This window comes from Arcicella sp. (genome assembly GCF_964672035.1).
Genome location: NZ_CBABQS010000062.1, coordinates 1 through 13,006, shown reverse-complemented (window position 1 = coordinate 13,006; position 13,006 = coordinate 1). Strand labels below are relative to the sequence as shown.

The window sequence follows — 13,006 nt, the reverse complement described above, 5'->3', positions numbered from 1 at the left end:
ACGCAGATGAGACTTGCCGTTCTATCGTTATCTGTTACAAAACTCTTCTCATCTGGGCGGAAGGAATGCTCATATTTTCTCTATATTTTGCGACAGTTCTTCGAGCAATATTGTATCCTTTTTGAGCCAACAAATCCATTAATTGAAAATCATTCAATGGATTTAGTTTATTTTCGCTGGCGATTAAATTGGCAATTACCTGTTGAATTTCACGATTAGAAACCTCCTCGCCCGAATCTACTTTGATACCTTCGGTGAATAAATCTTTCAGATTAATGGTGCCAAAAGGCGTTTGGGCGTATTTACCACTGGTTACTCTGGAAATCGTTGAAATATCCATGCCAATTTGGTCGGCAATATCTTTCAATATCATCGGTTTCAAATTACGAATATCACCCGAGGTAAAAAATTCTCTTTGGAATAAAACAATGGCTTTCATGGTTTTCAACATTGTCGTTTCACGTTGTTGAATTGCCTCAATCAACCAATTAGCGGCACTCATTTTGGTATTAATGTACTGATTTACGGCTTTATTTTTGGTAGCATTTATCGTTTCAGCAAAATCTTTATTGATTTTCAACGAAGGTGTTCTACCATTATTCAGCGAAATATCAATCGACATATCGCCCGATAAATTGGTTTCATACGTAATAATATAATCGGGAATGATGTTATCTTTTACCGCAATTGAAGACGTGCTACCGTCCATAATTGGTTTTGCGTTGAGGGCTGTTATTTGTTGAATAGCAATTTTAAGCTCGTCAGACGTAATATTACGCATACGCATAATCTTCTCATAATTTCTAACGGCTAATTCGTCAATATTATAGGCCACAATTTCAATGGCAAGATTAACGTCAAGGCCATTTTCTTTTTTACGTTGTAATTGCATCATCAAACATTCCTGCAAATCTGACGCTCCGATGCCAGGCGGATCCATCATTCTCAACACTTTTAATAGATGTTCTACTTCTTCAATATCAACAAAAACATTGTTGGTAAACGAAACATCATCGGCAATTACATCCGCTGTTGTAGTCAAAAAACCATTATCATTCAAAGAATCAATGATATAATCCATCAACATGATTTGACGTTCGTTCAAAGGTAAATAATGAACTTGTGCTTTCAAATCTGTCCGCCAATCGCTTTCTTGAATAATTGGAACGGAATATAAATCATCATCACTACTGTGATTATTGATGTTCGTTTTATAATCTGGTGTATCGTCATTGCTATATTCATCCCAATCCGAATAATCATTCTCTGGTTTTATGATCGTCGAATAATCATCGCTTTCATTATCCGAAACTTCCTCGAAATCGTTATCTGGCGTTTCATCTTTTGTTACAATGCCTTCTTCCAATAAAGGGTTTTCTTCCAATTCATTCTTAATTCTCTCTTCCAATTCTACCGTTGAGAGTTGTAAGAAATTAAGCATTTGGATTTGTAAAGGCGTAATTTTAAAAGTTTGTCTTTGGCTCTGTGATAAATTCATCATGACTGGAATGGTTTTAGCGTACAGTTAGTCGTATTCAATTAGCGAGCCTATCAAAGCAATAAAGTGATTCTTTATAAAATAAATGTTTTATACGATACATAAGTATTTGATTTATAAATACTTATATGATAAATAAAATATTTACAGTGTTTAATATTTATGATTATTCAATGCTAAAATATTAGTGAATATAGCAAAAAGTTCTACGATATGGGAAATTTTTTCCCCATATCGTAGAACTTTTTGTTTTTGTGTTATCATGAAGTCATTTAATCTGCTACGCTGGCAATTGTTTTAAATCATGTTGGGTAAGTTCAATACTATTTTTTGGTTTATCTTCAGTAGCGTCTTTCACCCACATCAATGCTCTTTCTGCGAATGAAACTTTGGGTGCTTTAGGTTTTTTGGGTTCATCAGAAGTTTTACTTTTAACCCAATTTACGGTATCTTCTAAGATTTCAGTATCGTGTTTTGCCACATAATTTGACAATACATTGTTGGCAATGTAAGGAACTACCAAACGAGTAAGCCAAGAAGCACGGTATAAAACTGTATTTTTAAGAATTGCATCCACGCCAAAACGCAAACCCATGCCCACAATACTTTTTCGATTTCCATTATTGACTAATAGATTTTTGGCGTATCCTACAACCTGACGAGCAGGCTTTAGTTCTTCTTTTAAAACAGTGAAATGGTTGATCAATTTCAAATGAGAAAGCGTTATTTGATTTTTTAAACGAGCTCTTTCTGCCATTAAATCTTCGATTGTTTCTATTTTAGTCTTCATAATAAAATTTCTTAATGAATGAATTAATAATTGGCAATTTGATGTATTTATCTTTAATGGCATACACCAAAATTCCAATGATTATATAAAATAACCCAACGTAAAAAAAACCAGCAGATTGACTATTCAGATGTTCTCCGATGAGCAATGCCACGCCGATGCTCAAGAACATTAAAATAATCATTCCTATCACCGCCATTATTAAAGTGGTAGTGAGGACTGAAATTGTACCAGCAGCTTTCGAGGACGCATTGAGTACTCCCAAATTCCAACGAGCTTCTAAATACTCCGAGGCATTTTCAAAAATATCTTCGGCTTTATCTTTTATTTGGTCAATAGCTTCCATGCGTTTTTTATTTTTAAAGAAATACTTTCTAATTTTTATAAGGTTTTAGAAGATAATCGGGAATGTGAGTGTTAGCTTGTAGTAAGCAGTAAAATGAGTTACTACTTACTACAGACTATTTATGGACTTCTAACAAATTACACGGTCGCACCTAAAGTTGAACTAACTTTTCTGCTTGCCCTATCGGCTGCATCTTCATATTCATCTTTCGCTTTATTTTTCCAAGACTTTGCTTTGTTCTGAGCATCTTCTGCCATTTGTTGAGCGTTGTCTTTACCTTTACGAATAGCATCCAATAATTCGTCAGCCCAAGTATTAGCATTTTGTTTTACTTTTTTTCTTAAATCAGTTCCTTTTTCAGGAGCAAATAAAAATCCGATTGCGGCACCTACAGCAGCAGCAACGGCAATTCCAATAATAACATTTGATTTATTAGACATAATAGTAAATGTTTATGTGAAAATTTAATTAATTACATTTTGGAAAGTAAAACAACCATACCGCTTATAATTAGACACAATTTTTATTACTTTCGGGGTGTATTATACACAACTTGTGGATTTATGAAGGCATGATTTTAATGGAATTGATTGGAATAAGCTGGAATAGTTTTTTAATTTTAATAAGTTAATAAATAATAAATCACTTTAATATGAGTGTTTTAGGGCAGTATTTAATAACCTTAAAATTTCATTCTTATGGAAATGATAACGATTAAACAGCTAATTACTATGCAAAGTATAGCACTAATTATTGACGATGAAAAAGATACGTGCCTTCTTTTAAAACATTTTTTGAAGAGAAAAGGAATATCATCATATTATTCCCATACCCTTCAAGATGGTATGGGAAGGGTGTTAGAATTGAAACCAAATTGGTTATTTTTAGATAATAATCTACCTGATGGTTTTGGGATAGATAGAGTTGAAGAAATAAAGATATTATCACCTGATTCTAAGATAATCATGATTAGTGCGATGGGGAATTTATTGGAAATGGCAAACAGCGTTGGCGTAGATACTTTCATAGAAAAACCACTTGATTCATTAAAGATTGAAAACTCGTTAATGAATTAAAAAAAATTGCATAAAAAAACCTCTCAAAATTTGAGAGGTTTTTTTATGCTTTACAATCATCAATTATTGACCCAATAATATTTCAAGTTCTTTTTTAAACTCAATTAATAAGGTTTCTTTCATCGAAATTTTACGTTTTTGCGTATTGATTTTATTCATCACCAATTTATCACCCATCTGACCGCTGTATTGAGAATCCGTAATGAAAGCATCCAATTCGTTTTTCTCTTTTTTGGTCATATAATCCATCTGATTAATCATGATTTTCAATTGCTCAACTCTCGGCTTCTCGTCTAATGCTGGATGACGGTAGCTGATGACACGCAAAAGATAATTCATTTCAAAAATCTTATCACAAACATTTCTAAAACGCTCGGCTATGCTGCGGTCAAGGGTTTTTGTTTGAGCGGCCAATTCTTTCCATTTCACCAAATATCCTTTTGCTTTTTCAGAAGTAGCTGGAATTTCAGATTGGACTTTCAGCAAAGTTTCCAATTCAGTTGTCATTTCCTTCATTTGCTGAACCCGTGGGTCAATTCTTACCGTTGCCACGATTCCTTTGTCACGGTTATAACGCTCAAAGAAGAAATCGTTAGAACGCTTAAATTGTTTCCAAAGCAAACTTTGTTTTTTGGGCGGAACGTTAGCAATCGTTTTCCATTCACGTTGTAAGTTTTTGATTACTTCAAAAGCTACATCAACGTCTTTCTCATAACGCAAATTACGAGCATCGTCCACAATGCGTTGGAGCGTTGCCAATTTCTCATCAATAATTCTGTTTTTCTCAGAATAATATTCACGACGACGAACGAAAAATTCATCAACGATTTCATCAAATTCACCTTCTACACCATCTTGCAGATTTTTGTCAACAGGACCCGTTTTCAACCATTTGGCTTTGATTTCCATGATGGTTTCGGTAGCAACTGCCCAATCTTCAATTTTACCAGCCTCTTTAACTTCATCAATTAAAGCCTTTTTGATTTCAAGGTTTTTGATTTGATTATTTAAAATCAATTCACGAAGTTCCAATTCCAAGCCGTCCAAACGTTCCAGCAAAGGAATGAAATTTCCAAGACCATCAAATTCTGTGAGGCTTTTGCGGAGTTGTAGGAGTTTAGTCAAATAAGACCCTTTATTTTGGGCTTCTTCAACTTGTTCAAACAGGGTGCTTACTTTGTTTTCAGCAATAGAGAAGCGATTAACAAAATATTGTAGAGCTTCTTCTTCGGTGTTTCTAACAACACCAATTTGGCGTTCTTCGTACTCAGCGTAGCTTTTCAGATAGACTTTACCGTCTTTACAGTAGCCGTATTCAGCTGGGTTTTTAATTGTGTTTTCCATTTGGTTTTATTACATGAATAGAGTTTCTGGCAAGGCTCATTACTCTAAGTGATTCATGGTTTAGGTTAATTAACGTTTTAGTAGCCTCATTTAAACTATTTAAACAGTTTTGCTTTTGTTATTAATTTTGTGCAAGTTACTGATTTTCAATAAAAAATCTAATCTTTTACTTACATAATCCATTGAGTGGTCAATTTTTTAATAAATTTTCACATCTTATTCTTTAAAATACAACAATTACGCCAAAAAAAATAAAATAGCCAAAACTTAGTTCGATGATTTATCTATTTGAACACAAATAACAAGATTTGAAAGCGTATTTTTTGATAAAAAATATACTATTTTCAAAACATCTTTATTTTTCGACTAAAAAGTGGCCAATTCTTTCCGAATTTCTTCTAAAGCCTTGACAGTCTGCGTAGTAACGGGCATATCTGTATCCACCAAAATGTTAAAAATGGCACTGAACGAATTTTTCAACTTGTTCAATTTGGGTTCGTTTTCTTTTGATGGATTCTCTTTAATTTTGTTGGTAATTTTCTGTCTTGCTTCATAACAGATAAAAGACATATCATGAATTTGCTTTATCTTCTCGGGACTTGTCTTGACTCTTGGGTCTTGTTTTATGGTGAATTTTTGGGCGTATGTTTTACCGTTCACTGTCATTTTTGCAGTATAATTTCCTGCCAAAACCCAAGGCGAAGTTGCATCAGGGGCAGTATCCATATACGTTGCCGAAATTGGGTACGAAGCTGGTTCGTCCAGCGGTTTATAGTGCATATCCCACACAAAACGTTGTGAACCCGCTTCGGCAGAAAGGATTTGCTGCGGACGAATCCAATAAAGCGGAATATTTACGTCTGGAATTTTGTAAGGTTTATCATTACTCGAAAATTTACGGACTGATTTTCCCGAAGCATCAAAAATTTCGAGAGTTACTTCTCCTTGGGCTTTTTCCTTCAAAAAATAATCAAAGATTGCTCCGTCGGGCGGGTTCTGTCCTGCCGCTTCTTCTTGTGGAACGGGCGTATCTGAATAAATATTCCAACGTACTCGATATGGATTTTGTGGCTTATAGAAAATGGCATCTGATTTGGCTAAATCTGCCGTAATTTGACGGAGAGGCGTAATATCATCCAAAATCCAAAAACTACGACCGTGCGTTCCAATGATTAAATCATCATCTTTTATCACCAAATCACGGATGGAAGTAGCGGGCATATTCAGGCGTAAAGATTGCCAATGGTCGCCATCATCAAAGGATACGAAAACGGCCGTTTCTGAACCAGCAAACAATAATCCTTTCCGATTTGGATCTTCTTTTACCGAATTTATCGGGTCATTTGGTAAGCCACTTACCCTTTCTTGCCAAGTTTTTCCACCGTCACGTGTACGCATAATGTGTGGTCGTATGTCATCGTTACGGATACGGTTGACGGCTATGTATGCAGTATTTACGTCAAAATGACTGGCTTCAATCATCGAAATTTTCGACCATAACCAATAATGATTTTTCTCTCCCGAAGGCGTTGCAGGCGTAATGTTATTCCAATTTTTACCCCCATCTTTTGTGATATGAATGAGTCCATCATCCGTTCCTGCCCAAATGGTATTAATATCTTTTGGCGAAGGAGCAATGGCATAAATTACGCCACGACGAGTCATTTTTTTCATTTCTTCGGTACGATAAATTCCTACGCTTTCTGGAATATCGGAATAGATTTCACGGCTCAAATCTGGACTAATAATTGTCCAAGAATTTCCTGCATCTTGGGTTTTAAATAATACATTTCCTGCTAAAAACAGCGTTTTGGGGTCAATGGGCGAGAAAAGCACGGGTGCAGTTCTCACGAAACGATACTTTCCAGACCGCACCGCTTCGGGAGCAATATTTTGAACTTGACCAGTTCGTTTGTCGGTTTTAGTAATTTTTCCTCCGTAAATAATATTTGGGTCGAGCGGGTCAGCAGCCACATATCCATACTCCTCCACGCCAGCAGGATGCCACTCACGATAGCCAATATTTCCATCATTACTTCGTGAAGCAATGCTGACCGAACCGCTTTCTTGCTGTCCCCCCAAAACATTATACGGAAAGGCATTGTCGGTACTGACATGATAAAATTGTGCGGTTGGTTGATTATACCACGAAGAAAAAGTTTCACCACCGTTGACTGTAATAATTGCCCCTTGGTCGGCGGCGATGAGGATAATATCGGTATTGTCAGGATTTATCCAAATTCTGTGGTAATCATCACCCCCAGGCGCACCTCTGAAAGCCGTCCAAGTTTTTGCGCCATCGGTTGATTTCCAAGTAACCACATTGGCAGAATAAACAATATCTGCATTTTTCGGATCGGCTTTTATTTCGGCAAAATCGCTTCCACGACCCCATAAACGTCCATCGGGATTGATTAAATACCAATTTTCGCCCGCATCATCCGAACGATAAATGCCGCCCGACTTTCCAGCATCCACCGTGGCATACAAACGATTTGGGTCGCTTGGCGCTACACAAAAGCCGATTCTACCTAAGCCCTCTTCAATGCTTGGCAATCCTTTAATGAGTTTTTTCCACGTATTTCCACCATCCATTGATTTAAATAAACCACTTTCTGGGCCTTGCCAAGCTCCATTTTCCCAAGGACCTTGACGAGCCGCCCATAAATCTGCGTAAATAATATTAGGATTTTTAGGGTCGAAAACCACTTGAATGGCTCCCGTATCTTCATCTTTATACAAAACTCTTTCCCAATTTTTACCGCCGTCAACGGTTCTGTAAACGCCTCTTTCAGTATTTGGGCCGTAAGGATGCCCCAAAACTGCCACAAATACACGATTTTCATCGGTAGGGTCAATGATGATACTACCAATTTGTTGCCCATCTTTCAAGCCTGTGTTTATCCACGTTTTGCCTGCATCGGTTGATTTATATACCCCATCTCCAACCCCCAAATCTGGACGTTGAATTCCCTCGCCACTCGCCACATAAATCACATTGGGATTGGAAGGAGCCACGGCAATATCGCCCACTGAACCCGTTGGTTGGTCATCAAAAATGGGTTTCCACGTCCGACCATAATCATTGGTTTTCCAAACACCGCCATTATTAACTCCGATATAAAAAACGTTAGGCTGTTGAGGCACACCCACCGCTCCAACCGTTCGTCCACCACGATGCGGGCCAATCATCCGATATTTCATCGAATTGAAAAGGTTGGGATTGAATTGGGCATTGATTAGAAAACAGAATCCGCTAAAAAGTAGGGTGAGTAAGCGTTTTTTCATGGTTGATGATTGGGTTGATGAATTTTGAAAATCTTCCTATTCAAAGATAATAAAAATGCTCCTTGTTAATTTGTAGAATGCTATATTCTTTAATAAAAATTATCTGCTGAAACTTGAAATTTTTAGTTTTACCACCTTTACTGTACCTTTGAACTACAAAATTTTTAACGTACACAATGAGTCAAGAAACCATCATATTTTCGATGGAACGTGTTTCTAAAACCGTTCCTCCTCAAAAACAAATCTTAAAAAACATTTATCTGTCTTTTTTCTACGGAGCAAAAATTGGCGTTTTGGGTCTCAATGGCTCAGGAAAGTCATCTCTCCTAAGAATTATTGCGGGTAAAGACAAAAGCTATACGGGTGATATTGTGTTCTCGCAAGGATATTCTATTGGAATGTTGGAGCAAGAGCCTGAACTCGACCCAACCAAAACCGTTAGAGAAATCGTGGAGGAAGGCGTTTTCGAAGTAATTGCTTTATTAAAAGAATTTGACGAAATTAACGAAGCCTTTGGCGACCCAGATGCTGATTTTGATAAATTATTAGACCGTCAAGGCACCGTTCAAGAAAAACTCGACCATCATAATGCTTGGGAATTGGATACTCGTTTGGAACGGGCAATGGATGCTTTGCGTTGTCCTCCGTCCGACCAAAATGTAGCTAACCTTTCGGGTGGTGAAAAACGTCGTGTGGCGCTTTGTCGTTTATTATTGCAAGAACCAGATGTTTTGTTATTGGATGAACCAACCAACCACTTGGATGCTGAGTCTGTCCTTTGGTTAGAAGAACATTTACGTCAATACAAAGGAACGGTGATTGCCGTAACCCATGATAGATACTTTTTGGATAACGTAGCAGGTTGGATTTTGGAATTGGACAGAGGCGAAGGTATTCCGTGGAAAGGAAATTATTCTTCGTGGTTGGAGCAAAAACAAAATCGTTTAGCGAAGGAAGAAAAAACTGAATCACGTCGCCAAAAGTCTTTACAACGTGAATTGGAATGGGTGAGAATGTCGCCAAAAGCTCGTCAGGCAAAATCGAAAGCTCGTTTAGATGCTTACGATAAATTAATGTCGGAAGAGAATCGTCAGAAGGAAGATAAATTGGAATTATTTATTCCGGCGGGTCCAAGATTAGGAAATAAAGTAATTGAGGTTCAAGGCGTTACGAAAGCTTACGGCGATAAATTATTGTTTGATAACCTTACATTTTCACTACCTCCTGCGGGAATTGTGGGAATTGTGGGACCCAATGGTGCGGGTAAATCAACACTTTTCAAACTCATCACGGGACAAGTTCAACCCGATGCAGGAACGTTTGAAGTGGGAGAAACCGTACAAATGGCTTACGTTGACCAAGAACATAATCAATTAGCGGCGGATAAATCGGTATTTGAATTGGTTTCGGGTGGAACGGAAATGACACTTTTGGGCGGGCGACAAGTGAATGCTCGTGCGTATGTAAGTAAATTCAACTTTAACGGAGCCGATCAAGAAAAGAAAATTGGGAACCTTTCGGGTGGAGAAAGAAATCGAGTGCATTTGGCAATGATGTTGAAAGAAGGGGCAAATCTTTTATTATTAGATGAGCCAACCAATGATTTGGATGTGAACACATTGCGTGCCTTAGAAGAAGCCTTAGAGAACTTTGGTGGCTGTGCCGTTGTTATTTCCCATGATAGATGGTTTTTGGATAGAATTGCCACGCATATTTTAGCTTTTGAAGGGGATTCTCAGGTTTATTGGTTTGAAGGAAACTTCTCTGATTACGAAGAAAATCGCAAAAAACGTTTGGGTAATGATGCCACACCAAAGCGTATTCGTTATAAGAAATTGGGGGATTAATTTTAATTTTCGATGTACGATTTTCGATATTTGATGTTAGGAAAACGAGCATCGAAAATCGAATCACGAAAATCGAAAAAAAACATGAATATTTTTGAAAGACAACAACAACATTTACAAGAAATAATGAAAAACGAAATCGAAAGAGGAATGGCTTTTTTAGCCGAAAATGCCAAAAGACCAGAAGTTACGGAAACGGCAAGTGGTTTACAATACGAAGTTTTAGTAGAAGGAACGGGGGAAAAACCAAGTGGCCCAAGAGCAAATGTACTTACGCATTATCACGGAACTACCATCGACGGTGTTGTTTTTGATAGTAGTGTATTAAGAAATGAGCCAATCAGTTTTGGCTTAAACCAAGTAATTACGGGTTGGACAGAAGGTTTACAATTAATGCCTGTTGGTAGCAAATACAAGTTTTTCATTCCTCATCATTTAGCGTATGGCGAACGTGGTGCGGGACGTGATATTCCAGGAGGAGCAACTTTGATTTTTGAAGTTGAACTTTTGAAGACGAAGTAAAATTCGATGGTCATTCTCCGATTATTGATGTTCGGATAACGATATTAATACAAACCAAAAAAGGCGTTAAAATGAGTTCAACTCAATTTTAACGCCTTTTTTATATCTAATTTCTTAGTTTCTACCTTTGTACGCAGGTTTTTCAATGCTCGTACTTCCGTAGGCAGGACAATTATTTTTTCTTGCGCATGAGGCCAAAGAGATAACAGCTAATAATCCTAAAATGATGGTTGATTTTTTCATGATAAAGTATGAGTATGGATTGCGTACGGATTCTTACACAACAAAATTACGAAAAATCTTGCCAAATATTGTTTCGCAAGTAATTAATTTTCAGTTGGTTAGAATGGATTAGGGATTTCTGATTTTTGATTTAAGATTTGGGGAGAAAAATAAATCTAAAATCTTACATCAAAAATCCCCAATTTAGTTATTGTTCCACTAATGACATCTGTTCTGCCAATTCCATATCTTCTTGACTTATCACTAAAATCTTTTCTTCTTGCTTTTGAACTTTGTCGCCGTAGCCCAAAATGGTCATCATGCCTTCTTTGCCTTGTTCATCGGCAAAAAGTCGGGTTGTGATGGTACCATCTTCTAATCTATCCACAATTACGTGTTTAGGAGCGGGAATCAAGCAATGTTGAATACCACCGTAGCCTCCTAAAGACTCTTGATACGCTCCTGTGTGAAAGAATCCCACAAATTGCCGTTCTTGTTGTTCTTCGTAAATTGGCAAATATAAATCTGAACTGTGCGCTTCGGTATTATAAAAATCCATTGAATCACAGGTCAAACCACCTAAATTTACTTTCTGATACGGGAAATTCCAATTATTTACGGGAAGCATAATATACTTCTGGTTCATTCCCCAAGAATCTGGCAATTGTGTGATGAAAGAACCATCAATCATATACCATAACTCCTTGTCATTCTGCAACTTCTGGTCAATAATTTCGTATAAAACTGCCCCACTTTCGCCAACCGTATATGAGCCAAATTCCGTAAATAAATTAGGAACGGGAACATTACTTTTATTACAAATCCACGAAATAGATTCCACAATCTCATCAATCATCGACTGATAATCATAGTTGAATTGCAAAGATGTTTGAATCGGCAATCCTCCCCCCAAATCAATCGAATCAAGTTCTGGACATACCTTTTTCATCTCGCAATATTTATAAATAAAACGGCTCAGTTCAGACCAATAATAAGCACTATCTTTAATGCCAGTATTGATAAAAAAATGTAACATTTTTAATTTATACTTACTACTTCCTTCAATCTTATTCTTGTACAATTCCATGACATCAGAATATCTGAGTCCTAAACGAGAAGTATAAAAAGAGAAGTCTGGTTCTTCATCGGTAGCGATACGAATTCCTAAATTTACCGTTTCTGCAGTAACTGATTTATCGTAAAAGTCAATCTCTTTGAGGTTATCCAAAATCGGAATACAGTTGAAACCTTCGTTGATTAACTCGCTGATATACTGCGTATAAAGTGGCAATTTATAGCCATTACAGAGAATAAAAGTTGATTTAGAAATCTTACTTTCCGAATGTAATTCTCTGATAATAGAAATATCAAAAGCCGACGACGTTTCTAAGTGAACGTTGTGGCTCAAAACTTCCTCAACAATAAATTTGAAGTGAGAAGATTTTGTACAATAACAATAAGTATAATTTCCCTTATAATTGTACTTTTTAATGGCATTCTTAAAAAGCCTCTTGGAGTTTTCAATATGCTCACCAATCTTCGGAAGATAGGTTATTTTGAGGGGCGTGCCATACTGTTGGATAATGTCCATCAAAGGAACATTATTGAACAAAAGTTCATTATCGTGGTCGATGTTAAATTCCAACGTTGGGAATTCAATCGTTTGGTCAATCAGGTCAATGTAGTTCTTCATCCTAAGCTAAAAAGCATAAATTGTTTTTTTAGTTGAAAATATTGTCAATTGGCATTAAACCAATCCCTCAAAAAGTGTGCAAAAGTGCAATAAAAGTATGACCTTTGCAAGTAAATAAATTGGATTTAACCCTTATTTAACGTTCTTTCCGTAAAAATAGTTTAATTATAGCTGTGAGCTTTAAGTAATGAGCTTTGAGAGAATAAAAACTCATGGCTATTGCTCAAAATTCATAGTTTGTAGCTCACAGCTAAATTTTCTTTATGCAAAAAATTCACTTCATAGCAATTGGCGGAGCAGCGATGCACAATTTGGCGATTGATTTACATAACCGAGGCTTTCAAATCACGGGTTCTGACGATGAAATTTATGAGCCGTCA

At 36.7% G+C, this 13,006-nt stretch carries 12 protein-coding genes; 4 read left to right on the top strand and 8 right to left on the bottom strand.

Annotated elements, in window-relative coordinates; translation table 11 throughout:
- Positions 1–34: 34 nt before the first annotated feature.
- The 4 genes from rpoN to AC1W31_RS15175 form a co-directional block, all read right to left on the bottom strand.
- The gene (gene rpoN, locus AC1W31_RS15190) at positions 35–1,501 is read right to left on the bottom strand and encodes an RNA polymerase factor sigma-54 (RefSeq protein ID WP_481735326.1); all 1,467 of its coding nucleotides are present in this window, start codon (positions 1,499–1,501) and stop codon (positions 35–37) included.
- 277 nt (positions 1,502–1,778) lie between these two features.
- The gene (locus AC1W31_RS15185) at positions 1,779–2,288 is read right to left on the bottom strand and encodes a hypothetical protein (RefSeq protein WP_481735325.1); all 510 of its coding nucleotides are present in this window, start codon (positions 2,286–2,288) and stop codon (positions 1,779–1,781) included.
- A complete protein-coding gene (locus tag AC1W31_RS15180) occupies positions 2,278–2,634 on the bottom strand; it encodes a hypothetical protein (RefSeq protein WP_481735324.1) in 357 nt (118 codons plus the stop codon). The genes AC1W31_RS15185 and AC1W31_RS15180 overlap by 11 nt, the downstream gene beginning before the upstream one ends.
- Before the next feature lie 137 nt (positions 2,635–2,771).
- On the bottom strand, positions 2,772–3,074 hold the full coding sequence (locus tag AC1W31_RS15175) for a YtxH domain-containing protein (RefSeq protein ID WP_481735323.1): 303 nt from the start codon (positions 3,072–3,074) through the stop codon (positions 2,772–2,774).
- Positions 3,075–3,365: 291 nt separating this feature from the next.
- On the opposite strand from AC1W31_RS15175, the gene AC1W31_RS15170 reads away from it, so the two are divergent.
- Positions 3,366–3,710 (top strand): response regulator, encoded by a 345-nt coding sequence (locus AC1W31_RS15170; protein WP_481735322.1) that lies wholly within the window; start codon positions 3,366–3,368, stop codon positions 3,708–3,710.
- 63 nt (positions 3,711–3,773) lie between these two features.
- Here AC1W31_RS15170 and AC1W31_RS15165 read toward each other — a convergent pair whose 3' ends face one another.
- On the bottom strand, positions 3,774–5,054 hold the full coding sequence (locus AC1W31_RS15165; RefSeq protein ID WP_481735321.1) for a DUF349 domain-containing protein: 1,281 nt from the start codon (positions 5,052–5,054) through the stop codon (positions 3,774–3,776).
- A gap of 366 nt (positions 5,055–5,420) precedes the next feature.
- Positions 5,421–8,342, bottom strand: a complete 2,922-nt coding sequence (locus tag AC1W31_RS15160) for a VPS10 domain-containing protein (RefSeq protein WP_481735320.1) — start codon at positions 8,340–8,342, stop codon at positions 5,421–5,423.
- Positions 8,343–8,518: 176 nt separating this feature from the next.
- Between AC1W31_RS15160 and ettA the strand changes: the two genes are divergently transcribed.
- Both ettA and AC1W31_RS15150 read left to right on the top strand, forming a co-directional pair.
- A complete protein-coding gene (ettA, locus tag AC1W31_RS15155; protein WP_481735319.1) occupies positions 8,519–10,189 on the top strand; it encodes an energy-dependent translational throttle protein EttA in 1,671 nt (556 codons plus the stop codon).
- Positions 10,190–10,201: 12 nt separating this feature from the next.
- Complete coding sequence (locus tag AC1W31_RS15150) at positions 10,202–10,711, top strand: FKBP-type peptidyl-prolyl cis-trans isomerase (RefSeq protein ID WP_481735318.1); 510 nt, start codon at positions 10,202–10,204, stop codon at positions 10,709–10,711.
- Positions 10,712–10,825: 114 nt separating this feature from the next.
- Here the strand turns inward: AC1W31_RS15150 and AC1W31_RS15145 are convergent, their stop codons facing one another.
- Together AC1W31_RS15145 and AC1W31_RS15140 are read right to left on the bottom strand one after the other, a co-directional pair.
- Positions 10,826–10,954 (bottom strand): hypothetical protein, encoded by a 129-nt coding sequence (locus AC1W31_RS15145; RefSeq protein WP_481735317.1) that lies wholly within the window; start codon positions 10,952–10,954, stop codon positions 10,826–10,828.
- Positions 10,955–11,141: 187 nt separating this feature from the next.
- Entirely contained in the window at positions 11,142–12,626 is a 1,485-nt protein-coding gene (locus AC1W31_RS15140) for a type III PLP-dependent enzyme domain-containing protein (protein ID WP_481735316.1), read from the bottom strand.
- Positions 12,627–12,889: 263 nt separating this feature from the next.
- Here AC1W31_RS15140 and AC1W31_RS15135 point away from each other — a divergent pair.
- On the top strand, positions 12,890–13,006 hold a 117-nt coding region (locus AC1W31_RS15135; protein WP_481735343.1), incomplete at its 3' end, for a Mur ligase domain-containing protein.